The 23,692-nt window shown below is 66.5% G+C and carries 22 protein-coding genes and 1 riboswitch; of the genes, 12 read left to right on the top strand and 10 right to left on the bottom strand.

Going from position 1 to position 23,692, the window contains the following annotated elements; all coding sequences use genetic code 11:
* Window positions 1-14: 14 nt before the first annotated feature.
* From GBZ48_RS16345 to GBZ48_RS16330, 4 genes are all read right to left on the bottom strand, one after another.
* Window positions 15-764 carry an arginyltransferase gene (locus GBZ48_RS16345; RefSeq protein WP_098739687.1) on the bottom strand — a complete coding sequence of 250 codons (750 nt, stop codon included), beginning with the start codon at window positions 762-764 and terminating at the stop codon, window positions 15-17.
* A gap of 70 nt (window positions 765-834) precedes the next feature.
* The gene (locus GBZ48_RS16340; protein ID WP_174471976.1) at window positions 835-1,812 is read right to left on the bottom strand and encodes an alpha-E domain-containing protein; all 978 of its coding nucleotides are present in this window, start codon (window positions 1,810-1,812) and stop codon (window positions 835-837) included.
* Entirely contained in the window at window positions 1,809-3,191 is a 1,383-nt protein-coding gene (locus tag GBZ48_RS16335) for a circularly permuted type 2 ATP-grasp protein (protein ID WP_246307243.1), read from the bottom strand. Before GBZ48_RS16335 ends, GBZ48_RS16340 begins: the two co-directional genes overlap by 4 nt.
* Window positions 3,192-3,479: 288 nt before the next feature.
* Window positions 3,480-4,616, bottom strand: a complete 1,137-nt coding sequence (locus GBZ48_RS16330) for a flagellar motor protein MotB (protein ID WP_174471975.1) — start codon at window positions 4,614-4,616, stop codon at window positions 3,480-3,482.
* 331 nt (window positions 4,617-4,947) lie between these two features.
* On the opposite strand from GBZ48_RS16330, the gene GBZ48_RS16325 reads away from it, so the two are divergent.
* Window positions 4,948-5,439, top strand: coding sequence for a flavin reductase family protein (locus tag GBZ48_RS16325; RefSeq protein WP_174471974.1), 492 nt, complete (start codon window positions 4,948-4,950; stop codon window positions 5,437-5,439).
* 22 nt (window positions 5,440-5,461) lie between these two features.
* Here the strand turns inward: GBZ48_RS16325 and GBZ48_RS16320 are convergent, their stop codons facing one another.
* The 3 genes from GBZ48_RS16320 to GBZ48_RS16310 are packed head-to-tail and all read right to left on the bottom strand — an operon-like array spanning window position 5,462 to window position 6,772.
* Window positions 5,462-5,746, bottom strand: coding sequence for a DUF1488 family protein (locus GBZ48_RS16320; RefSeq protein WP_109047522.1), 285 nt, complete (start codon window positions 5,744-5,746; stop codon window positions 5,462-5,464).
* A gap of 21 nt (window positions 5,747-5,767) precedes the next feature.
* The gene (locus GBZ48_RS16315) at window positions 5,768-6,424 is read right to left on the bottom strand and encodes a DUF6134 family protein (protein WP_174471973.1); all 657 of its coding nucleotides are present in this window, start codon (window positions 6,422-6,424) and stop codon (window positions 5,768-5,770) included.
* Between the two features lie 45 nt (window positions 6,425-6,469).
* Window positions 6,470-6,772, bottom strand: coding sequence for an SCP2 sterol-binding domain-containing protein (locus tag GBZ48_RS16310; protein WP_174471972.1), 303 nt, complete (start codon window positions 6,770-6,772; stop codon window positions 6,470-6,472).
* Between the two features lie 170 nt (window positions 6,773-6,942).
* On the opposite strand from GBZ48_RS16310, the gene GBZ48_RS16305 reads away from it, so the two are divergent.
* From GBZ48_RS16305 to GBZ48_RS16275, 7 genes are all read left to right on the top strand, one after another.
* Window positions 6,943-8,688 (top strand): long-chain-fatty-acid--CoA ligase, encoded by a 1,746-nt coding sequence (locus GBZ48_RS16305; RefSeq protein ID WP_174471971.1) that lies wholly within the window; start codon window positions 6,943-6,945, stop codon window positions 8,686-8,688.
* Window positions 8,689-8,802: 114 nt separating this feature from the next.
* Window positions 8,803-9,195 (top strand): MerR family transcriptional regulator, encoded by a 393-nt coding sequence (locus tag GBZ48_RS16300; protein ID WP_174471970.1) that lies wholly within the window; start codon window positions 8,803-8,805, stop codon window positions 9,193-9,195.
* A 134-nt stretch (window positions 9,196-9,329) separates the two neighbouring features.
* Window positions 9,330-9,860: a thioesterase family protein gene (locus GBZ48_RS16295; protein ID WP_174471969.1), complete on the top strand. Its 531-nt coding sequence runs from the start codon at window positions 9,330-9,332 to the stop codon at window positions 9,858-9,860.
* Window positions 9,861-9,899: 39 nt separating this feature from the next.
* Window positions 9,900-10,649 carry an electron transfer flavoprotein subunit beta/FixA family protein gene (locus tag GBZ48_RS16290; RefSeq protein WP_174471968.1) on the top strand — a complete coding sequence of 250 codons (750 nt, stop codon included), beginning with the start codon at window positions 9,900-9,902 and terminating at the stop codon, window positions 10,647-10,649.
* 16 nt (window positions 10,650-10,665) lie between these two features.
* Window positions 10,666-11,604 (top strand): electron transfer flavoprotein subunit alpha/FixB family protein, encoded by a 939-nt coding sequence (locus tag GBZ48_RS16285; protein WP_174471967.1) that lies wholly within the window; start codon window positions 10,666-10,668, stop codon window positions 11,602-11,604.
* Window positions 11,605-11,710: 106 nt separating this feature from the next.
* Window positions 11,711-12,601 carry a VOC family protein gene (locus tag GBZ48_RS16280; RefSeq protein WP_174471966.1) on the top strand — a complete coding sequence of 297 codons (891 nt, stop codon included), beginning with the start codon at window positions 11,711-11,713 and terminating at the stop codon, window positions 12,599-12,601.
* A 107-nt stretch (window positions 12,602-12,708) separates the two neighbouring features.
* Window positions 12,709-14,652, top strand: coding sequence for a PAS domain-containing protein (locus GBZ48_RS16275; protein ID WP_246307236.1), 1,944 nt, complete (start codon window positions 12,709-12,711; stop codon window positions 14,650-14,652).
* Between the two features lie 23 nt (window positions 14,653-14,675).
* Here GBZ48_RS16275 and GBZ48_RS16270 read toward each other — a convergent pair whose 3' ends face one another.
* On the bottom strand, window positions 14,676-17,165 hold the full coding sequence (locus GBZ48_RS16270) for a hybrid sensor histidine kinase/response regulator (protein ID WP_343049560.1): 2,490 nt from the start codon (window positions 17,163-17,165) through the stop codon (window positions 14,676-14,678).
* Window positions 17,166-17,467: 302 nt separating this feature from the next.
* Here GBZ48_RS16270 and murJ point away from each other — a divergent pair, with 302 nt between their 5' ends.
* On the top strand, window positions 17,468-19,042 hold the full coding sequence (gene murJ, locus GBZ48_RS16265; protein WP_174471965.1) for a murein biosynthesis integral membrane protein MurJ: 1,575 nt from the start codon (window positions 17,468-17,470) through the stop codon (window positions 19,040-19,042).
* Between the two features lie 51 nt (window positions 19,043-19,093).
* On the opposite strand, the gene GBZ48_RS16260 is transcribed toward murJ, so the two are convergent.
* Window positions 19,094-19,951: an AraC family transcriptional regulator gene (locus tag GBZ48_RS16260; protein WP_174471964.1), complete on the bottom strand. Its 858-nt coding sequence runs from the start codon at window positions 19,949-19,951 to the stop codon at window positions 19,094-19,096.
* A gap of 173 nt (window positions 19,952-20,124) precedes the next feature.
* Window positions 20,125-20,204: riboswitch (SAM riboswitch) on the top strand.
* A 79-nt stretch (window positions 20,205-20,283) separates the two neighbouring features.
* Between GBZ48_RS16260 and metZ the strand changes: the two genes are divergently transcribed.
* Both metZ and GBZ48_RS16250 read left to right on the top strand, forming a co-directional pair.
* Entirely contained in the window at window positions 20,284-21,492 is a 1,209-nt protein-coding gene (gene metZ, locus GBZ48_RS16255; RefSeq protein WP_174471963.1) for an O-succinylhomoserine sulfhydrylase, read from the top strand.
* Window positions 21,493-21,577: 85 nt separating this feature from the next.
* A complete protein-coding gene (locus GBZ48_RS16250) occupies window positions 21,578-22,093 on the top strand; it encodes a phasin family protein (RefSeq protein WP_174471962.1) in 516 nt (171 codons plus the stop codon).
* A gap of 4 nt (window positions 22,094-22,097) precedes the next feature.
* On the opposite strand, the gene GBZ48_RS16245 is transcribed toward GBZ48_RS16250, so the two are convergent.
* The gene (locus GBZ48_RS16245; RefSeq protein ID WP_174471961.1) at window positions 22,098-23,051 is read right to left on the bottom strand and encodes a cation diffusion facilitator family transporter; all 954 of its coding nucleotides are present in this window, start codon (window positions 23,049-23,051) and stop codon (window positions 22,098-22,100) included.
* 171 nt (window positions 23,052-23,222) lie between these two features.
* Between GBZ48_RS16245 and GBZ48_RS16240 the strand changes: the two genes are divergently transcribed.
* The gene (locus GBZ48_RS16240) at window positions 23,223-23,642 is read left to right on the top strand and encodes an OsmC family protein (RefSeq protein ID WP_174471960.1); all 420 of its coding nucleotides are present in this window, start codon (window positions 23,223-23,225) and stop codon (window positions 23,640-23,642) included.
* Window positions 23,643-23,692: the final 50 nt, after the last annotated feature.

The following is a 23,692-nucleotide window of genomic DNA, read 5'->3' as shown; positions in this document are numbered from 1 at the left end:
CGGTGGCGATGTCCTTACTCCGCGTCGCCGTCAGGCACGATGTCGGCTCGGCGCCAGCCATCCTCACCCAGGCATTCCAGCGGGTGGAACTTCGCCTTGTAGGCCATCTTGCGGCTGTGGGCGATCCAATAGCCCAGATAGACATAGGGCATGCCAGCCAGCCGCGCCCGCTCGATCAGGCCCAGGATCAGGAAGGTGCCCAGGCTGCGGCGATCCTGGGCCGCGTCGTAGAAGCTGTAGACTGCCGAATACCCGTCCGACAGCCGGTCGGTCAACATGCAGCCGACCAACTGCCCACGCTCATCGCGTGCTTCCAGCAGGTTGGTATCCGCCCTGCCCTCGTCGACCATGGCGGCGAAATCGCCCATCGCCATGCGGGCCATGTCCGAGTCGCCATGGCGGGAATTCTGGTACAGCGAGAACAGCCGGTACTGCTCCGACGTGGCGTAGGCCGGCCGTTCGCTCAGCGTCACCCCGTCGTTCAGCTTCAGGACCCGGCGCTGCGACCGCGTCGGCACGAAATCCGCGACCGGCACGCGCACCGGCACGCAGGCTTGGCAGTTGGGGCAGACCGGGCGATAGACGATGTCGTGGCTGCGGCGGAAACCGGCCCGCGACAGGGTGGAGTTCACCTCGGTCGCATAGGGACCGATCAGGCGGGTGAACAGCTTGCGCTCCACACGTCCGGGCAGATAGGGACAGGGCATCGGCCCCGACCGGAAGAATTGCTGCAATGGACGCTGCGGCGGCTGGATGACCGACATTCTGAGCGACAACCACCACGACAGTGACGAGGGGGCGGAGGAGTGCGATTCCCCTCCGCCGGACCCGAGCTTACTGCGACTGGCTCTGAACTGCCAGAGGAGGCTGGACACCGAAGAAGGCTTGCGCAATCTCGGTAGTGATGATGTTCAGCTGCAGCTGTATCCAGTCGAGATACTCGTGCAGCCCGTCGCGCAGCACCGCGTCGATCGGACGGGACAGCAGGGCGGCCAGCAGCTCGTCCACCCGCTCCATCGCCGCGGACCCGCCTCGCAGATCGTAGCGCGAGCGCATCCGCGTCAACACGCCGTCGATCTGCCGCACGCACATCACCACCGACCGCGGGAACCCCTCGTTGTACAGCATGAAGCCGGCGACGGTGGCCGGCGACATGCCGCGGGGATAGACACGGCGGAAGGCGTGATAGCCGGCCGTGCAGCGCAGCACCGTCGTCCACTGGCTGACATCCAGCGTGGAACCGACCTCCACCGGTGACGGCAGCAGCGTGTGGTACTTGATGTCGAGCAGGCGGGTGGTCTGGTCCGCCCGCTCGATGTACTTGCCCATCTGGTAGAAGTACCAGCCCTGGTCGCGGTAGAACGTGCCCTCGGTGATGCCGGTGTGGGTCTGGCATTCTTCCTTAATCCAGGTGCAGACCTTGGACAGGTTCTGGGCCGCCACGTCCTTGACCGACATCTCCAGCAGCTTGTTGTGGAACACGTTGATCTGCGTCCACATCTCCGTCGAGATCCAGGGGCGCAGCGTCCGCGCGTTCTCCCGCGCCATCCGCAGCATCGACAGCAGCGAATTATGGTTCTGGCTGTCGAACATGTAATAGTGGACCACCGCCTCCGCCGTCGGACGGTCGTGGCGGCTGAAGAAGTCCTTCTCGTCGGCGTTCAGCTGGACGATGGAGAACCAGTTGGTGGCCCCGCGGGTGTCGCGCGCGAAGGTCTCGTGCACGTCGAGGATGCGAGCGAGATTCTCGGCCCGCTCCATGTAGCGGGCCATCCAGAAAATGCACTCGGCGTAACGGGACAGCAGGTTCATGCCGCACCACCTTCCAGAACCCAGGTGTCCTTCGAGCCGCCGCCCTGGGACGAATTGACGATCAGCGTGCCCTTCTTCAACGCCACGCGCGACAGGCCGCCGGGCAGGACCCAACTGCTCTTGCCGGTGATGGCGAAGGGACGGAGATCGACATGGCGCGGTTCGATGGCATCGTCGCAGACGGTCGGGCAGACCGACAGGTCGACGACCGGCTGGCTGATGTAGTTGGACGGATCGGCCAGCAGCTTGGCCCGGCAATCCTCCAGTTCCGCCTTGCTGGCGCGCGGGCCGATGGTGATGCCGTAGCCGCCGGCCTCGCCCACCGGCTTCACCACCAGATCGGCCAGATTGTCGAGCGTGTATTGCAGCGCGTCCGGCTCGCGGCAGATGCGGGTGTCGACGTTGGGGATGATCGGATCCTGGTCCAGGTAATATTTGATCATCCGCGGGACATAGCAGTAGACCGCCTTGTCGTCGGCGACGCCGGTGCCGATGGCGTTCGCCAGCGCCACGTTGCCCTTACGGTAGGCCTCCAGGATGCCGGGCACGCCCAGCAGGCTGTCGGGATTGAAGGCCTTGGGATCGAGGAAGGCATCGTCCAGCCGGCGGTAGATCGAATGGACCGGGGCCAAGCCGTTGGTCGTCTTCATGAAGACGCGGTCGTTGTCGACCACGAGGTCGCGGCCTTCGACCAGCGGCACGCCCATCTCGCGCGCCAGGAAGATGTGCTCGAAATAGGCGGAGTTGTAGGTGCCCGGCGACAGCAGGACCACCTGCGGATCGTCGACCGGCGCGATCTCCACCATGGCGTCCAGCAGCTTGTGGCCGTAATTGTCCACCGGCCGGATGCCGATGTCCTGCATCAGGTCGGGAAAGACCCGCTGCATCATGTGGCGGTTCTCCACGACATAGGAGACGCCGGACGGAACGCGGCCGTTGTCCTCCAGCACGCGGAAGGTCCCAAAGCGGTCGCGCACCAGATCGGTGCCCATGATGTGGATGTAGGTGTTGAAGGGAACGTCCAGCCCGATCATCTGCGGGCGGAAATTATGGTTCCCTTCGACCAGATCCCGGGGGATCACCCCGTCCTTCAGGATCTTCTGGTCGTGATAGATATCGTGTAGGAACAGGTTCAGCGCGGTGACCCGCTGCTTGACGCCCGCCTCCAGATGCTTCCATTCCGGTGCGGAGATCACCCGCGGGATGACGTCGAACGGCAGAATGCGGTCGACGGCGTCCTTGTCGGAATAGACGATGAAGGTGATGCCGAGATTGTAAAGCTCCCGCTCCGCATCCTGCGCGCGGCGGCGCAGTTCATCGAAATCGAGTGCGGCCAGCCTTTGGCGGATGAGCGCCGTATGTTCGGCCGGCAAATCCATGGCTCCGAACAGCTCGTCGAAGTACAGGCCAGGATTGTAGGATGACAATAGGTCGGACGGTTTGCCCTCGGGTACGCTCACAGACTCCCCCGCGCTTGTATCTGACCGATCATCGCGGGCCGGGCGGCATCGCCCCGGCCATGTCGCATTGTGCAGGAAGTATGACGCATCGCCGCGCGCTTTGAACAGGGCAAACGCGCGCCCCGTTGTGCGACGCAGTGACAAAGCAAGAATTCGGACGCGGGTGCTTCTGGAAATTAGCGCCAAAGTACCGGCAGCGCAGAAGTCTTATCGTGCTTTGGTGGGGGCGCCACCGCCGCCGGACTGGCCGCCGGCCGAAGGCGCCGCCTGGGTCTCGCGCAGCAGGACCATGGTGATGCGGCGGTTGCGGGGGCTGTTGGGCTGATCGGCGACAAGCGGATCGCGGTCGGCCTTGCCGACGACGTCCTGGATTCGCGTCGGGTCGATGCCACCGGCCAGCAGGGCGCGGCGGGTGGCGTTTGCCCGCTCGGTCGACAGATCCCAGTTGTCGCGGCCGGAGCCGGCAGGGAACGGCGAACTGTCGGTGTGGCCGCTGATCGACAGCTTGTTGGGCAGCTTGGACAGCGCCTTCGCCACCTGCTGCACCAGCTGGCGGGTCTGCGGGTACATCTGGCCGGAACCGCCGGGGAACATCGACACGCGATCCTGATCGACAATCTGGATGCGCAGCCCCTCCGGAGTCTGGTCGATCATCAGGTTCTGCGCCAGAGGCTCGAGTTCCGGCACCGACTGGATGGCCTGCCGGATCTCGGTGGCGGCCTGCTGGAACTGGCGGGCCTCCTTGGCAGCACCCTGGAGGCTGTCCATCGCCTCCTTCACCCGCTCGCCGAAGTCGGACAGCTTCTCGCCGGGCTTCTGGCCGGGGATGCCCAACTGCTTGGCCATGTCCTCCATGCGCTTCTGGAACTCGGCGCGCGTCTCGCTCGGCTTCTGGTCGGCGACGTCGGCGTCGGGTGCCGCGCCGCTGGCCGGCTTTCCAGGACCGGTGCCCTGGCCGGGACCGGAGGTCGATTCGGTCGGGTCGTCGGCATCCTCGGTCTGCTGCGCCGAATAGCCCGGCGGCCCCGACACCGGCACGTCCGCCGACATCGGCGAGCTGGGGGAGACCTGCGCGCCCGGCACGGTGATGGTCTTGCCGCCCAGCATGCCGCCGGAGCCGGACTGTTCACGGCTGACCGAGACCGGCGAGAAATAGTCGGCGATGCCCTTGCGCTGGTCCGAGGTGGTGACGTTCAGCAGCCACAGCAGCAGGAAGAAGGCCATCATCGCGGTCACGAAGTCGGCATAGGCCACCTTCCACGCGCCACCATGGTGGCCGCCGTGCCCGCCCTTTTTCTTCTTGATGATGATCGGCCGCTCGTCGCCGCCGGAATTCCCGCTCATGCCCTGGCCGTGGCGAATGGTTCACAGCCCGAAGGCCGATTTCCCGTATGCGATTTCTGGGCGCGGCGCCGCGGTGAAAGCAGCGGCCGACCACTGCGGCAGAACCCTGACCGGGTTTCATTAAGATCCGTTTAACGACGTTGTCGGGCTGGGGAGACAGCGGAGATGCAACGGCGATGGGGTGGAGATGCGGCTTGCGCCGGGTGGCGTGCTGGATTAATTCCCGGTATTTCCTACCTTGTGTGTCACCTTCACCGCCACCGGAGGGCGTGTGACCCACGCCGGCCCTCCCGCCCACCCTGCCCCATCCAGGCCCACACGACAGGACGTCATGATCACCGACCAGCCGATCGATCCCCTTGCGTTCCGTTCCGCCCTCGGCTGCTTCGCGACCGGGATCGCCGTCATCACGACCGTCGCGCCCGACGGGCTGCCGCTGGGGGTCACGGTGAATTCCTTCTCGTCCGTGTCGCTCGACCCGCCGCTGGTACAGTTCTGCCTGGGCCGCGCCGCGATGTCCTTCGAGGCCTTCAAGCTCGCTCCGCACTTCGCGGTGAACATCCTGGCCGCCGATCAGGAAGAACTGTCCAACCGATTCTCCCGCCGCGACCTGCAGGAGCGCTGGACCGGTCTGGAGACGAGCACGGGCCGCGGCGGCGTGCGCCTGCTGACCGGCTGCCTCGCCACGTTGGAATGCGACCGCGAGCATCTGTTGGACGGCGGCGACCATGTCATCGTGCTGGGCCGCGTCCGCAAGCTGACCTCGCGCGACAGCGGCGACCCGCTGCTGTATTTCCGCGGCCGCTACGCCCGCCTGGGCTGAGCGCGTCTCAGCCGGCCGCAACCTACCCCGCCGCGCGGTGAAGGTCGCGGCCGGTCAGGTGGATGTTGGCATCGGGGTCGAGCGCGCGGGCCATGATGCGCTGCTCGGCCGCCCGTTCGAACAGCGGCCGGTTCATGCAGACCTGCTGAACCGCCTCATCCGGCTTGGGCGTGTGGCCGACGATGCCCTGCAAGGTGCGGCGGGTGACGAGGACCCGGCCCTGATATTCCCCGACCTGCACCGGGAACTCCACGGCGTCGGCCTCCTCGTTCCAGATGGGATCGTCAGGAAACAGGAAAATGGGCATCGGGTCCTCAATCGGCGTGAATCACTTCAGGACATAGGTGATATCATAGCCGCTGCGTTTGAAGCGCGTCTTCAGCAGTGTGCCGTCCGCCGCATACCAAAGATCGCGTTCCACATCGCCCTCGATGCGGTGATGGGCGGCCTCCAGCGCCTTGCCGCCAGCTTCCACCGTCTCCGCCCCGACTTTGCGCGCCGCCACCTTGTAGGGTGCCGCGTCGATCACCGACAGCAACTCCCTGTGCTTCAGCACGTCCGGCGTCCACAGGGTCAGTGGCAGGACGCTTGCCGAGGCCTGCTGGGCCTTGCCGTCCACCGTCAGGCGGTAGCCGCCGGCATCGCGCGCCATCTCGATCTTGTGCGGCGTGCCGTCATCGTCGGTGGTGGCAATCATCGATTCGAGCACCCCGCCCTTCCACATCTCCTCCCGCTTGTGGTCGTAGCGGAAGTTGATGAACAGCACCTTCACCCGCGTGGTGGCGGTGACGGTGACCTTGGTGCGGTCGCCCTGCGGCTCGATCTTCACCTGCTCGCTGCCGATGGGGTCCTCGCCCATCAGGATTTGGTAATTCAGCGTGCGCGCTGCCCCCTGTGCCGCGGCGGAACCCGGCAGCCCGGCGATCAGCGTGGCCGCCATCAGGGCAGCGGACAGGGTGGCGCAAGCGTTGCGCATCATCGGCATGTACGTTTCCTCCCGGTTGGTTCTTCTGGCGGCTCTTCCGGCCGCTCAGTCGTCCAGCAGCTGCGCCAGCTTCATCGCGACGCCCATCGAGCCCTCGACCTTCAGCTTGCCCATGGTGAAGGCCAGCATCGGGTTCAGCTTGCCGTTGATGAGCTTTTGCAGGTTCTCCGGCGAAATGCGGATGGTGCAGTCGGCCTCGGCATCCTCGCGGCTGATGCTGATCGGGCTGGCACGGCCATCGACCCGGATCACCTCGCCCTCCTTGCCCAGCAGGAAGCGGACCGAGGCGTTGAGCGAGCGCAGATCGCCGCTGCGGCTGCGCAGTTCCTGCAGAATGTCGTCGACCATGAAAGCGTGCCCTCAGGATTGTTCGTAGGACTGGCCTTGACAGTAGGTGCGCATTACGTTTACGTCAACGTCATAACGAAAGCGTTTCTGACGCCCGCCGCCACGGTTGCCGCCTTTCGGTACAGGCTGCCAGGTGATCCGGAACGCGCCACCGCCAAGGGGAGCGAAACATGCCCGAGCCGCTTGCGCAGAGCGCCAACCCGTCCACCGCCGCCGTAAACGTTGCCGCCGATGATGCCGCCCATCCCTGGCTGACGCACTATCCGAACGGGATCGCCTGGGACCAGCAGTTCACGCCGATGCCGCTGCACATGCTGTTCGAAGAGGCGGCCGGGCGCTATGCTGATCGTCCTTGCCTGGACTTCCTGGGCCGCCGCTACAGCTATGCCGAGGTTCTGGATCTGGTGAACCGCGCGGCCCGCGGCTTCCAGGATCTGGGCGTCGGACCGGGGGTACGGGTGGGCCTGTGCCTGCCGAACTGCCCGACCTACGTCATTTCCTATTTCGCGGTGCTGAAGGCCGGCGGGACCGTCGTCAACTACAACCCGCTCTATGTCGAGCGGGAACTGGAGCACCAGATCACCGACTCGCAGACCGAGATCATGGTGACGCTGGACCTGAAGCAGATCTACCCGCGCGTCGCCGCGATGCTGGCGCGCACGCCGATGAAGCGCATCGTCGTCTGCCGCATGGCGACCATCCTGCCGGCGGTGAAGAAGGCGCTGTTCAGCGTGCTGAAGCGCAGCGAGCTTGCCGCCGTGCCGCGCGACGACCGCCATGTCGACTTCGGCAGCCTGCTGGCCAATGACGGCAAACTGCGCCCGGTGCGCATCGACGGGCTGCGCGACGTCGCCGTGCTGCAATACACCGGCGGCACCACCGGCGTGCCGAAGGGCGCGATGCTGACCCACCACAACCTGCTGTCCAACGCCCGGCAGGTGCAGGCCTGGTTCCCCACCGTGGCGCTGGGCCAGGAGCGCATGCTCGCCGTGCTGCCCTTCTTCCATGTATTCGCCATGACGGTGGTGCTGAACATGGGTCTGGCCTGCGGCGCAGAACTGATCATGCTCCCGCGCTTCGAGACCGAACAGGTTCTGAAGACCATCGCCAAGCGCAAGCCGACGCTCGTCCCCGGCGTGCCCACCATGTACAAGGCGCTGCTGGGCCACCCGCAGGTCGCCCGCTATCCGATGACCTCGATCCGCTACTGCATCTCCGGCGGCGCCCCGCTGCCGATGGAGCTGAAGCGCCAGTTCGAGACGGCGACCGGCTGTGTGCTGATCGAAGGCTACGGCCTGTCGGAAGCCTCGCCCGTCTGCGCCGCCAACCCGCTGAGCGGCGTCAACAAGGAAGGGTCGATCGGCCTGCCGCTGCCCGGCATCTCCATCGAGATCCGCGATCTCGAGGACCCGACCCGCAAGCTCGGCATCGGCGAGAAGGGGCAGGTGGCAATTGCCGGCCCCAACGTGATGGCCGGCTATTGGGGCCGGGCGGAGGAAAGCGACCGCACCGTCATCGACGGCTTCCTGCTGACCGGCGATGTCGGGACGATGGACGAGGACGGCTACGTCTTCCTGCTCGACCGGCTGAAGGACCTGATCATCTGCAGCGGCTACAACGTTTATCCGCGCATGATCGAGGAAGCGATCTACCAGCACCCCGATGTGGTTGCCGCCTGCGTCATCGGCCTGCCCGACGATTACCGCGGGCAGACGCCGAAGGCCTTCGTGCAGTTGAAGCCGGGCGCTAGCATGACGGTGGAGGCGCTGCGCGACTTCCTGCGCGACAAGATCTCCCGCATCGAGATGCCGACGGCCATCGAGTTCCGCGAGGAGCTGCCGAAGACCGCCGTAGGCAAGCTGTCGAAGAAGGAACTGATCGCCGAGGCTCGGCAGGCTCTATCGAACGGGGGATGACCCGAAGTCATCACCCTCACCCGGACGTAAAGGGAAGCCTTATCACGCGACGGCAGCTGTGCTACCAAACGGAAGGCGCATTGTGCCGAACACGAACAAAAGGTCTTCCCAGGGATGGAACAGCTTTACACGGTCAACCAGCTTGCGGAGGAGCTGGGCATCACTCCGCGGGCCCTGCGTTTCTACGAGGTCAAGGGACTGCTGGCGCCCAACCGCGTCGGCAACAACCGGGTCTATACGAAGCGCGACCGCGCCAGGCTGAAGCTGATCCTGCGGGGCAAGCGCCTGGGCTTCTCGCTGGCGGAAATCCGTGAATATCTCGACCTCTACAACGTCAATGGCGGGGTCGAGCAGCAGAAGAACCTGTTGAAGCGCGTGCAGAAGCGGCTGAAGGACCTCGCCCAGCAGCGCGAGGATTTGGAAGCCACCGTACAGGAACTGCGCGACATCGAAGAGCAGGTCAACAACACCCTGGCGGAGCAGAAGTCCGCCGCGAAGGACAGCTGACCGGTCGGGCGCCCCCGGCGCTCCGGTCGGCCCTATGAGGGGGATCGGAGCATGATGGGACAACAATGGCTGCGGGCGGCCTGCGATGCAGTCGGGATGAAGGGCGGGGTGAAGGGCGGAACGGGAGATGGGGCATGAACCTGATCTTCCGCCTGCTGACGGTTGCCGTCGCCGCCATCGTCGCCGCATGGCGCGGCCGCCGCGCCGGGCTGCTGGATCCGTCGGCGCTGCGGTTCCGGGTCTGGCCGACCGACCTCGACATCAACCTGCACATGACCAACGCGCGCTATTTCAGCGTGATGGATCTGGGCCGCACCGATCTGATGATCCGGGTCGGACTGGGTCCGGCGATCCTGCGCAACCGCTGGCAGCCGGTGCTGGGCGGAGCGACCATCCGCTACCGCCGCTCTCTGCGGCCGTTCCAGCGCTTCACCCTGGTCAGCCGGGTCCTTTGCTGGGACGACAAGTATATTTTCATCGAACACCGCATGGAAACGCGGGGCGGGCTGGCGGCGCTGGCCGTCGTCCAGGGTGCCTTCTTGGGCGCCAAAGGCGTGGTCACACCGGCCGAGGTGCTGGCCGCACTCGGCACCACGGTTTCCTCCCCGCCGATCCCCGATGCGGTCGCGGCCTTGCGTGGACAGGCCCTGTCCGCTGTCGCCTGAGCCTTAACAAGAACACCATCCGAGAGGAGACACTCCATCATGAAGGTGCTGGTGCCCGTAAAGCGGGTCGTCGACTACAACGTGAAGATCCGCGTCAAGGCGGATGGCAGCGGCGTCGAGACCGCCAACGTGAAGATGAGCATGAACCCCTTCGACGAGATCGCCGTCGAGGAAGCGGTTCGTCTCAAGGAAGCCGGCACGGCGACCGAGATCGTGGTGGTGTCCGTCGGCCCGACCCAGGCCCAGGAGACGCTGCGCACGGCACTCGCCATGGGCGCCGACCGCGCCATCCTGGTGCAGACCGACGTGACAACCGAACCGCTGGCCGTCGCCAAGGTCCTCAAGGCGCTGGTCGGGAAGGAGGCCCCCGGCCTCGTCATCCTCGGCAAGCAGGCCATCGACGACGACTGCAACCAGACCGGCCAGATGCTGGCGGCGCTGCTGGGCTGGGGCCAGGGCACCTTCGCCTCCAAGATCACCGCCGGTGACGGCACGGTCGCGGTGACCCGCGAGATCGACGGCGGGCTGGAGACGGTGGAACTCAAGCTGCCGGCGGTGGTGACCGCCGACCTGCGCCTGAACGAGCCGCGCTATGCCTCGCTGCCCAACATCATGAAGGCGAAGAAGAAGCCGCTGGAGACCGTCACGCCGGACAGCCTGGGCGTCGACGTCACGCCGCGCCTGAAGACCGTGAAAGTCGCCGAGCCGCCGAAGCGCCAGGCCGGCATCAAGGTGCCGGACGTCGCTACCCTGGTGGACAAGCTCAAGACCGAAGCCCGCGTGATCTGAGGGGAATGAACTGACCATGGCCAACATTCTCGTCATCGCCGACCACGACGGCGCCTCGCTGAAGCCCGCCACGCTGAACGCTGTCACCGCTGCGTCCAAGATTGGCGGCGATGTCCATATCCTGGTCGCCGGCAAGGGCGCGCAGGCTGCTGCCGATGCCGCCGCCAAGGTAGCCGGTGTCGCCAAGGTGCTGCTGGCCGACGATTCGGCTTACGAGCATCAGCTGCCGGAAGACGTCGCCCCGCTGGTGGTGTCCACCGTCACGGGCGGCGGCTACGGCCATGTGCTGGCCGGCGCCACCTCGGTCGGCAAGAACCTTCTGCCGCGCGTCGCCGCGCTGCTGGACGTCGCTGCCATCTCCGACATCACCGCCGTGGTTTCCGCCGACACGTTCGAGCGGCCGATCTACGCCGGCAACGCGATTGCCACCGTGCAGTCGGCCGATGCGGTGAAGGTGATCACCGTCCGCACCACCGCCTTCGAGACCGCAGCATCCGAAGGCGGTTCGGCCGCCGTCGAGGCGGTGGCGGGCGCCGGTGCCGCCGGGCTGTCGAGCTTCGTCTCGGCCGAGCTGACCAAGTCGGAGCGTCCGGAGCTGACCGCCGCCCGCGTGGTGGTGTCGGGCGGGCGCGGCATGCAGTCGGGCGAAAACTTCCCGCTGCTGGAGGCCCTGGCCGACAAGCTGGGTGCCGCGGTGGGTGCGTCGCGCGCCGCCGTGGACGCGGGGTTCGTGCCGAACGACTATCAGGTCGGGCAAACCGGCAAGATCGTGGCGCCGGAGCTGTACATCGCCGTCGGCATCTCGGGTGCGATCCAGCATCTGGCCGGCATGAAGGACAGCAAGGTCATCGTCGCGATCAACAAGGATGAGGAAGCGCCCATCTTCCAGGTCGCCGATTACGGCCTCGTCGCGGACCTCTTCAAGGCCGTGCCGGAGCTGCAGCAGGCGCTGTGACCGAAGGGCCGGGCTTCCGCACGGAAGCCCGGCCGCTTCGCGCTTGCCGCGGCGGGCCGGCTGTTCTATCGCTGGCGGCACAGAAACCCGACAGCGGCAGGACGCCATGAGCATCGACGGCATCACCGGACTGGACCATCTGGTCATCGCGACCCGCGACCTGAACGCGGCGCGCGACGCCTACGCCCGGCTTGGCTTCACCGTGACGCCGCGCGGCCACCACACCCAGCTGAAATCCGCCAACCACACCATCCTGTTCCCGACCGGCACCTATCTTGAGTTGCTGGGCATCGAGGAGCAGCGGCCGGCCAACGCTCATTACTCCGCTTTTCTGCGTCAGCGCGAGGGCATCGCCGCCATCGCGCTGAAGACGCCGGACGCCCGCGCCGCCGTCGAGCCGCTGACCGCCGCCGGCTTCCCGGTTTCGGAGCCCGTCGATTTCGGCCGGCCGGTGGAGTTGCCGGGAGGCAGCCGCGATGCGACTTTCACCATCACCCAGATCGACCCGGCATCCACCCCGGCCGGCCGCGTCTTCCTGTGCCAGCATCACACGCCCGATCTGGTCTGGCGTCCCGACCAGCTGGAGCATGCCAACAGCGCCACCGGGCTGGAGGCGCTGGTCATCGCCACCGCCGATCCCGATGCGGTCGCCGCGACCTATGCCACACTGCTGGGTGGCACCGTTACCGACCGCGGCTCCGCCCGCGTGGTGGAGCCGGTCGGGCCCGGCGACGGTCAGGTGCCCGTGCTGATTGCCACGCCCGACCGCCTGCATTGGGCCTGGACCGCAGATCCCGCCTTCGCGACGGCCACCCTGCCCTTCTTCGCCGGCTTCGTCGTGCGCGTCGCCGATCCGGTGAAGACCCAGCAGGTATTGCAGAAAAGCAAGTTCCCGACGGTGGTCGGAGAAGGCGTGATGCGGGTCGGATCGGGCAGCGCCTGCGGCGCCATGATCGCCTTCGCCCAGGACTTCGACCTCAACAGCCTGATACCCTGAAATTCGCGACGATTTGCGCCGAATTGGGCATAGGTCCCGCTGAATTGCTTGTGTAGTGTCCGCCGACAGTTGCGCCCGTGGATCGGGCGCGGACTGTGGAGATGCACATGACGACAGCGGGTCAGGCAATGGACGTGACGGGGGCTCCGGGGCAGGAGACCGGTTCCGTACCGGCGGCGCCCGCCCCATCCTCCGAGCCCCCGCTTTTCGATGCCCTGCCCGTCGCCGCCCTGCTCCGTGAGCCCGACGGGCGGCTGCGCGGCAATCGCCGCTTTCTCGACCGCTACGGCAGCGCCGACGCCTTCACTGCCAACCTTTCCGATGCCGTCCCCGGCACCGAACGGGAAGTCACCATCCAGTCAGCCACCGGCGAGCCCCGCGACCTGCTGGTCCGCGTCGGCGGTCCGCCCTGGATCGCGACGGTGGAGGATGTCACCGAGCAGCGCCGCACCACCCGCAGGCTGGAGCTGGCGACCGAGAATCTCGAAGAGGCCTATCACACCGCCAAGCTCGGTTACTGGGAATATGGCATCCAATCCGGCGAACTGGTGCTGAGCGACGCCGGGCTGGCGGTGCTGGGCCATGAGCGAGGCCGCTTCGCCGGAGGGTTCGACGGACTGCTGGGCATCCTGCACCCCGACGACCGGCCGCGCTTCGGCAACATGCTGGAAAGCGTGGTCGGCAATCCCCAGCGCGTCTATGTCGAATACCGCGTCCACGACCGTGACGGCCGGGTCCGCTATGTCTCCGCCTCCTGCGCACCGCGGCTGGATGCGGAGCAGCGGCTGACCCACGTCTTCGGCGTGCTGATGGACAGCACCGAGCGGGCAGAGGCCGCGGCCCAGCTCGAGGCCGCCAAGCAGCGGCTGGAGGAGGCTTACCGCACCGGCCATCTCGGCTATTGGGAGTACGGCATCCACAGCGGCACGCTGGTGTGGAACCGCGAGGCCTTCGGCATCTACGGCCAGGACCCTGACCGGTTCGAGCCGACCTTCGACAATCTGCTGGGCATCCTGCACCCCGATGACCGCATGTCCTTCGGCAACATGCTGGAAAGCGTGATCGGCAATTCCCGCCGCGTCTATGTCGAATACCGGGTGATCGATCCGGCGGGAGAGGTCCGCTATGTCTCCTCCTCCTGCGCGCCGCGCTTCGATCTGGACGGGCGGCTGACACACCTGTTCGGCGTCATGCTGGACACCACGGAGCGGGCGCGAGCCGCCGACGCCCTGCGTGCGGCCAAGGACCGGGTGGAGCAGGCCTATCGCGAGTTGCAGGCCGCCCAGGACAGTCTGGTTCAGACCGAGAAGATGGCATCCCTCGGCCAGCTCGTCGCCGGCGTGGCGCACGAGGTGAACGGGCCGGTCGGCGTGGCGCTGACCACCGCCTCCCACCTGCTGAGCCGTGCGGAGGACGTGAAGCGCCAGTTCGCCGCCAACGCCCTGACCCGCTCGGCCCTGGCCGGTTTCCTGGAGGTGGCGCAGGAGGCCGGGCAACTGCTGGTCGGCAACACCGAACGCATCGCCGCGCTGGTCCACATGTTCAAGCAGGTGGCGGCCGACCAGACCGGCGACGAGCGCCGCACCTTCTACCTGCGCGAATACACCGAGGACGTGCTGCTGAGCCTGCACACCCAGATCGGCTCCTCAGGCCATCGGGTGGAGCTGGCCTGTCCGGAGGCGCTGCAACTGGAAAGCTTCCCCGGCGCCTTCGCCCGCGTGCTGACCCATCTTGTGCGCAATTCACTGACGCATGCCTTCCGGCCGGAACAGAGCGGCCGGATCACCATCGACATCCATGCCGACGGCGACGACTGGATCGAGGTGGTTCACAGCGACGATGGGCAAGGAATCCTGGAGGCCGACCTGCCGCGGATCTTCGACCCCTTCTTCACCACCGCGCGCCATGCCGGCTGCGTCGGGCTGGGGCTTCACATCGCCTACAATCTGGCGACACAGACGCTCGGCGGCCAGTTGAGCGTCCGCAACGACCCCGGCCACGGCGCCGTCTTCACCCTGCGGGTGCCGCGGCAGGCACCGGACCTCGGCTGACCCCGGCCGCCACCCGCCGCCGGTCAGGCGACGGTCTGGCGTTCGTGCCGCAGCGCTTCCAGCGCATCAGCCACCGCACGGCGCAGATCGGCGGCGATCACCGGCTTGTGCATCACGCGGAAATTGCCGGCCTCCGCCTCCTGCACGCGGGCGGGGGCGGTGTCGCCGGTGACGAGGATGCCCGGCAGGATGCGGCCCAGGGCGAGCCGCACCTCGCGGATCGCTTCCGTTCCGGTGCGGCCGTCGCGCAGGCGGTAATCGGCGACGATCAGGTCGGGAGCCGGCCCGCGGTTGGCGAGGTCCAGGGCCTCGGCGCAGGATTCGGCGGCCATGACGCCATAGCCCCACTCTGCCAGCATGGCCCGCAGCCCTTCACGGACGATCATGTCGTCCTCGATCACCAGCACCGTGGTGGCGAAGGCGGGACGAGGAGAGCACGGAGCGGGCGCCGGTTTCGCCGCCGGGGGATCGGCAACGGGAAGCTCGACCGCAAAGACCGACCCTTCGCCGGGTGTCGATCGCACCGTCACCTGATGGCCCAGCATGACCGACAGCCGCCGCACCACCGCCAGCCCGAGCCCCAGCCCCTGGTCGCGGTTGCGGCTGGCGTTGCCGACCTGCACGAACTCCTGGAAGATGTCCTCCTGCTGGTCGGCGGGAATGCCGATGCCGGTGTCCCACACCTCGATGCGCAGCATGTGGCCGCGGCGGCGGCAGCCGATCAGGATGCGGCCCTTGTCGGTATAGCGCAGGGCGTTTTCCACCAGATTCTGCAGGATGCGGCCGAGCAGCATCGGGTCGCTGCGCACATGGACGCTGCTCGGCACGATGTGCAGGAGCAGCCCCTTCTGGACGGCGACCGGCCGGCTGTTGGCGGCGACGCGGTCCATCACCTCCGCCAGCGCAAAGACTTCGACCTCCGGCACCACCGCACCCGCTTCCAGCCGGGAGACGTCCAGCAGCCCGTCGAGCAGCATCTTCAAGGCGCCGAGCGCCCGCTCCATCGTGCCCAGGACATTGCGGGTCATGGGGTCGCTGACGCGGCTCGACAGCACCTCCATCAGCAGCATCAGCGACTGTACCGGCTGGCGCAAATCATGGCTGGCGGCGGCCAGGAACTTGGACTTGGCGACATTCGCCCGGTCGGCCTCCCGCCTCGCGTCGGTCAGCGCCGCCTGGGCACGCTTGTGTTCGGAGATGTCGCGGACGGTGGCGATCAGGCTGACCAGCCGGTTGTCGTGATCGCGGACCGGCGACGCGCTCAGTTCCAGGCAGCGCGACCCATTCGGGTCCACCCTCTCCTCATCGGGGTCGGACCGGGTCAGCTCCACCCGCGCATCGCGTCCGACGACGATGGCGTCGCGCAAGGGCTGCAAGGCCGCACGGTCCTTGGTCGCCCGCTCCAGCGCGGTCAGGGCGCCGCTGCCCATCAGGGCGGAAATCGGCGCACCCAGCAGCTGTTCGAGCGCCGGATTGACATAGACGATGGGCATGCCCGGCTGGGTGGCGTCGGCGATCATGATGCCGTCGTTGCTCCAGGCCAACGCCCTGTTGCGCACCCGCAGTGCCCGGTCGGTGTGCCGGCGCCATTGCAGCTCGACGATGAAGGCGATGACGAACAGCAGGATCACCACCGTGGTGGCGACCGCCCATCCGATGTAAAGGCGAGCATTGTCGCGCCAGGGACCGAACACCGTCTCCACCGATTCGCCGACGATGGCGACCACCGGATAGTCGGGCGCCGACCGGAAGGCGGTGATCCGTTCCACCCCGTCGACCGGACTGATCATGCGGATGTGGCCGACAGGATGCTGCCTGATCGCCTGCCACAGTTCGTTGTTGGTGGTTCCCCGCCCCGTAACGCTGCTGGCCCCTGCGTTGCGGGCGATGATGACGCCGTCGGTCCGCAGCAGCGTCGCCGCCCCGTCGGCGGGCAAACCGAGCACGCGGTAATAGCGGGCGAAGGATTCGACCGGAATGTCGGCGACGGCGATCCCCGCGAATGTGCCGTCGGCATTCTCCAGCCGGCGCGAAACCGGGATCAGCGGATCTTGCGTTTCGGACGATGCGTAGGGCATGCCGATCACCAGCCCGCGCGGCGCGGCGTCGCGGGCTATGCGGAACTCGTCGCGGTCGGTGACGGCCCCCTGGAAGGTGGCCCGCCCCCCGCCCATGGTCAGCAGGCCCGACGAGTCATAGACGCGAACCCCGACCACCAGACCTTCTTCGAAGGCCCGCCGGGAATCCAGGCGCATGGAGCGGTTACGCTCGGTGTTGGCGATGAGGTCCAGCAGCAGGTCGTCGACGCGGCGGAAGGTGGAAACCGCATGCTCCTCCACCAGACGGGCGACGACGGCGGTCTTCTCATGGGCGGTCAGGTCGAGCAGACGCTCTTCCCGATGAAGGCGGTCGAGCAGAATCCACCACAGGGCGGCGATGGCCAGCGCGACTGCCAGGGCGGGCAGGACCAGACGCCCGCCGAAACCGGAAAAAAGCCAGAGCGCCCGCTTCACGTATACCCCGAACGCAGTGGATCGTCCGCCGGCCGTGTCCATCGCCAGGAAAGCGGGCAGCCGGCGGCAGGCGGACGCAAGAATGCCGCAACGCAGATGCGGACGCAACGCCGTAACCGGCAAGGTGGCACCGGCGGACAGTTGCTCCACCCATGCAGACCACTGCTCCTTTCCTCTCGTCCACAGCGTTCCGAGAGACGCTCCGGCGCACCGGACCGCAGGGGCGCTGGGCGCGCTCGGCGGTGTCAACTGCGCCGAAAAGCCGGCTTTGCCGCGCGGCTGCAGCCGGCTATACCGCCGCGATGAGCTTTGCACGCGCCATCGCCACCGTCGGCGGACTGACCCTGCTGAGCCGGCTGGCCGGCTTCGTACGCGACATTTTGACCGCGGCGGTGCTGGGCGCCGGCCCGGTGGCCGACGCCTTCTTCGTCGCGCTGAAGCTGCCCAACCTGTTCCGCCGTCTCTTCGCGGAGGGTGCCTTCGGCGTCGCCTTCGTCCCGCTGTTCGCCGCCGAGCTTCAGACCCGCGGACGCAGCGCCGCCATCCGTTTCGCGGAGGAGGCGCTGGCAATGCTGCTGGCGATGCTGCTGCCTTTCACGCTGGCGGCCATCGTCGCCATGCCCTGGCTGATGCACGGGCTCGCCCCCGGCTTCGTCGACGAACCGGCCAAGTTCACCCTGGCGGTGGATATGGCACGGCTGACCTTTCCCTATCTGGCGCTGATCTCGCTGGTGGCGCTGCTGGGCGGTGTGCTGAACGCGCTCGACCGTTTCGGACCGTTCGCCGCGGCGCCCATCGCCTTCAACCTGACGCTGGTCGCCGCCCTGCTGATCGCCCCGCGGCTGGGGCTGGAACCCGGCACCGCCATGGCGGCGGCGGTGACGCTGTCGGGGGTGGTTCAGGTCGCCTGGATGGCCTGGGCCTGTGCCAAGGCGGGGGTGGTGCTGACGCTACGCCCGCTGCGGATGACGGAGGGGATGCGGCGGCTCTTCCGGCTGATCGGACCGGGCGCCATCGGTGCCGGGGTCATGCAGATCAACCTGTTCCTGAACATCGTGCTTGCCTCGCTGCTGCCGTCGGGCGCGGTGTCCTTCCTCTATTATGCCGACCGGCTGAACCAGATGCCGCTGGGCATCATCGGCATCGCCATCGGCACCGCCCTTCTGCCGGTGCTGGCCCGCCATGTCGCCGCCGGGGACGAGCGGATGGTCCGCCATTACCTGAGCCGCGCGCTCGAGTTCAGCCTGCTGCTCGGCCTGCCGGCGGCGGTCGCGCTCGGCGTGGCGGGGACGCCCATCGTCGCCGTGCTGTTCCAGCGCGGCGCCTTCGGTCCGCAGGAGGCGCACGCCACCGCGACGGCCCTCGCCGCCTACGCCATCGGCATCCCGGCCTATGTGATCGTGAAGTCGCTGAACGCCGCCTTCTTTGCCCGCCACGACACGGTGACCCCGGTGCGGGTCGCCGTCATCGTGACGGTGGCGACCGCCCTGCTGGCGCTGCTGCTGATGCCCTGGCTGGGCCATGTCGGCATCGCGCTTTCCACCGGGCTGACGGCCTGGCTGGATGTCGCGCTGCTGGTGGCGGCGATGCGCAAGCGCGGCCTGTTCGATCTGGACGACCGGCTGAAGCGCCGCGCTCCCCGGATCGCGGCGGCTGCGGCCGGCATGGGAGCTGCACTCCTGGCTGGCGGGCATGTGCTGACGCCCTGGCTGGACGCGCCCTCCACCGCAGTGCGGTTCCTGGCGCTGGCCTTGCTTGTCGCCGGTGGCGCTGCAGCTTTCGGCGCGCTGGCAACGCTGCTGGGCGGGGCAAATTTCGGAGACGTCAAAGGAATGCTGTCGAAGTCGGCGCAATCCGGCAAAGAGCAGATCGGCTGATCACGACCGTCGGAAGCGGCGCCACTTCCGGGTCCTGTTGATCGTCTTTGATTACTTTAGGGGCAGATACACATCGGTCAGAAGATCATGTTCCGCCGTTTCCCCAATGAAGTTCAGATAATGGAAATAAACCGGGAAATCACGAAGCTCCTCGCCGCTTTCCGGCATCCATCGGCCATACAGAAACCTCACCACCTCGCCGATCTGCTCATGCGAACCCCGGTGCCTGACCACGGCGCAACGTCCGCCGGGGATGAGCTTCTTCACAACCCCTTGCGGATTTTCCGGCACCTCGCCATCGATCTCTCCACAGATGTCGAACCGGAAGTCGGCCGGCTCGGTGGTTTCCGGATTGTCGAACGCGATGCCGAAGGTCCGGAACCGGTCGCGCGGCGACAGACCGCTGGTCTTCCGCCAGTCGATGAAGATGCGAACCGAGTCATTCACGTCTTCGATCGGTCCCCGATGACAGTAAGCCGCCACCTGGACAGGCGCGAAGTCGACGATTGATACATCCATAGTCCTGATCCTTTTCCTTTTGATATGACGATAACGGTCGTGCCATTGCCGCCATTCCGGAGTTTTCCTGAATTCGGACGGGGTCTGGCCGAACGTCTTCCTGAAAGCGCGGGAGAAAGACTCCGGTGTCTCGAAGCCGGCATCCAGCGCTATGTCGATGACCTTGTCGGCCGGATAGAAGGCCAGCCGGAACGACGCCCGCTTCAACCGCGCAAGCTGGATGTATTTCCCGACGCTGATGTCAAAATGAGCCGAAAAGAGACGGTGAAAGTGGAACTTCGAGAGACAGGCGACATCGCTCAGTCTGTCGAGCGACAGGTCTCCTTCCAGATTCTGGTCGATATAGTCGAACAGCCTGGAAAACCTTTCATCGTACTCCTGCCTGCTCATCGTCTGTCCGGCCTGCACGGTTGATGGGAGAGACCATAAGCCGGTGGTTCGACGGCCGTCCTGGCACATCTTGCTGAATATCGGCCGTGATTTCGGATCGGCGGGACGCGCGGATTACGGAGAAAAGATTGCGGTGCTACCCCTCTTGACGGCGGTCATAGGCAGTCGTACAAGCGGATCCACGTGGTGATTTGGTCGACCGGCTTGCGGGCCACGTAAAACAATCCGCTAAAAAGGTCCGAGCCGCGTCCGCGCCTCGACCCGATCGGTCGGGGCTTTTTTGTTTGCGGCCGGCCTTGCCCCACCGGCGATCATCAGGGGAGAGTCGCGGAATGTCGCGCACCGATCATCGCAATCCGAACGTCGCGGGGCTGCGCCCCCGCTCCAAGCTGGTCCATGGCGGCATTCGCCGCTCGCAATTCGACGAAACCTGCGAGGCGCTGTACCAGACCTCCGGCTTCGTCTACGGCTCGGCGGAAGAGGCGGAGAACGCCTTCGCCAACGACGGTGCGCGCCACGTCTATTCGCGCTTCCGCAACCCGACCTCGGCGATGTTCGAGGACCGTCTGGCCGAATATGAGGGGGCGGAATGGGCCTATGCCACCTCCAGCGGCATGGCCGCCGTGCATGGCGCTTTGATGAGCGGCCTGCGCACCGGCGACCGGGTGGTGGCACCGCGGGCGCTCTTCATCTCCTGCTACTGGATCCTGAAGGAGCTGTGTAGCCGCTACGGCATCGAAACCGTGTTCGTCGACGGCACCAATCTGGCCGAGTGGGAAGAGGCGCTGTCCAAGCCGGCCAAGGCGGTCTTCCTGGAAACCCCGTCCAACCCCGGGCTCGAGGTCGTCGATCTCCAGGCCGTCTGCGATCTCGCCCACAAGGCGGGCGCGGTGGTCGTGGTCGACAACGCCTTCGCCACGCCGGTGCTCCAGCGTCCGTTCGACTTCGGCGCCGACGTCATCATCTATTCGGCGACCAAGCACATCGACGGCCAGGGCCGCTGCCTGGGCGGCGTCATCCTCGCCAAGGACAAGAAATACGCCTCGGAGGTCATCCATCCCTTCCTGCGCAACACCGGCCCGACCATCTCCCCCTTCAATTCCTGGCTGCTGCTGAAGGGGATGGAGACGCTGGAGCTGCGCGTGCAGGCCCAGTCGGCGGCCGGGCTCCAGGTCGCGGAGTTCCTGGAAAGCCATCCGAAGGTGGCCCAGGTGCTGTACCCGTTGCTGCCCAGCCATCCGCAATACGATCTGGTGCGCAAGCAGATGACCGGCGGCGGCAACATGCTGTCGGTCTTCCTCAAGGGCGGCAAGACCGAGGCGTTCAACACGCTGAACGGCCTGCGGATGGTGATGATCTCCAACAATCTGGGCGATTCGAAGAGCTTGGTCACCCACCCCGCCACCACCACCCATTGCAAGCTGACGGACGAGGAGAAGGCCGCCGCCCGGATTGAACCCGGCCTGCTGCGCCTGTCCGTTGGTCTAGAGGACCCGCAGGACATCATCGAAGATCTCGACCGCGCGCTCGCCGAGGCGTAAAGATCGTGCCGGAACTTATGCTGCAGTGCAGCGTTGACCCCGCAGTCAGGTTCCGGCAACGATTTCTAAGAGAGAGGCGACGCCCATGTCACGAGAGAATGCCGGCAACGGCCACCCCACCGACAGGCTGATGGCGGTGGCGGGCCAGATCACCAAGACCGGCCTTCGCGGTGGCGAAATGGGCGTCGCAGCGGCACAGACCATCGGCTATCGCACGGCGATGATGACTGCGGCGCTGTCGAACCCCATCGACTTCGCCAATCCGGAATTCATCCGCATGGGCGCGGAGAAGGTGGAAGCGGCGGTGGAAGCCTTCCATGCGGTCGCCACCGGCCTCGGCGAGTTCGGACAGGCCTGGATCACCATGATCACCAAGCAGACCCAGGCGGTCGCCACCACCATCGGCGGCCTCGCCACCTGCAAGAACCCGGCGGAGATCGTCGACGTCCAGCAGCGTTTGCTGGCCGATGCCGTCGACGCCGGCATCCATGCCAACCTGCGCCTGATCGAGGCGACGGCCTCCCTCGCCGCCGCAGGCATGAACCCCGCCTACCGCAAGGTGCGCGCCAACGCCCGTCGCCTTGCCCGCGAACAGGCCTGACCGATCAAACCACGTCCGCGGGAGCAAGGCGGCAGCAGCTGCCGTCATGCTCCACCTGGATGGTGGCGTGGCCGATGCCGAAGCGGTCTCTCAGCACCGTCGATATGTCCAGCAGCAGCGCGTCGTCCTGATCCATGCCGGGACGGACGAGATGGGCGGTCAGGGCGGTTTCTGTCGTGCTGATCGGCCATATGTGCAGGTCATGCACGGCGGTGACGCCGGGCAGTCCGGCCAGATAGCGCTCCACCCCCGTCCGGTCGACGCCGTCCGGCACCGCGCCCATCGCCAAGCGCACTGAATCGCGCAGCAATCCCCAGGTGCCGGCGACAATGACCAGGGCGATGAGGATGCTGGTCACCGGATCCAGCCACAGCCAGCCGGTGAAGCGGATTACCAGCGCCGCCGCCACCACGCCCAGCGACACCGCCGCGTCGGCCGCCATGTGCAGATAGGCACCCCGCAGGTTGATGTCGTGCTTCTGCCCGCCCATGAACAGCCAGGCGGTCCAGCCGTTGATGACGATGCCGATCGTCGCCACCGCCATCACCGTCGTTTCCCCGACCGGTTCCGGATCGGCGAGGCGGTTGACCGCCTCCAGCAGGATGGCGCCGACGGCGATCAGCAGGATCATGGCATTCAGCAACGACGCCAGGATCGAGGCGTTGCCGAAGCCGTAAGTATAGCGTCCCTGCGGGATTCGCCGCCCGAGCCACACTGCTCCCCAGGCCAGCAGCAACCCCATCACGTCGCTGAGATTGTGCCCGGCATCGGCGATCAGGGCGGTGGAGTTGGCGATCAGCCCATAGACCGCCTCCACCACCACGAAGCCGATGTTCAGCAGCGCCCCCAGCGCGAAGGAGCGGTCATAGCGCACCGGCCCATGATGGTGATGGCCGGCATGGCTGTGATCGGAATGGTCGAGGTGGGTGGAACCGCCATGAGAATGGCTGTGCGGCATGGTGGTAGGTCTCGCCAACGGATTGTGCATCGCAGCGCACCGGACTCTGGGCACACCGCTGCGGTTGGACAAGTCTGACATTGGACGGCGTAGCGCCCCCTTGCGCCGATCCGTCGCGGCGCCTAGCTTCGCGCGGTCACTCACGATCAACAGTGAACGAAGGAAATGGTCATGAAGGCGCGCGTCACCTGGGTGGACGGCAAGATGTTCGTCGGCGAATCCGGCAGCGGCCATGCCGTGGTGATGGATGGCGCCGTGGAAGCCGGTGGCCGCAATGCCGGTATCCGGCCGATGGAAATGCTGCTGATCGGCATGGGCGGCTGCACCTGCTTCGACGTGGTGATGATCCTGGAGAAGGGCCGCCAGCAGATCACCGATTGCGTCGCCGCCATCGAGGCGGAGCGGGCGGACACCGATCCGAAGGTCTTCACCAAGATCCACGTCCACTTCACCGTGACCGGCCGCAAGCTGGACCCGGCGAAGGTCGAGCGCGCCATCGCTCTGTCGGCGGAAAAATACTGTTCGGCCTCCATCATGCTGGGCCAGACCGCGACCATCACCCACGACTTCGAATTGGTCGAGGCGCCGTAACAGGGTGGCTCCATAGCTTTTCAGTTGCATCCATACGCATGACTCGCGAA

The organism is Azospirillum melinis (genome assembly GCF_013340935.1).
Taxonomy (GTDB): domain Bacteria; phylum Pseudomonadota; class Alphaproteobacteria; order Azospirillales; family Azospirillaceae; genus Azospirillum; species Azospirillum melinis.
This window is presented reverse-complemented; position numbering and strand designations above follow the sequence as displayed.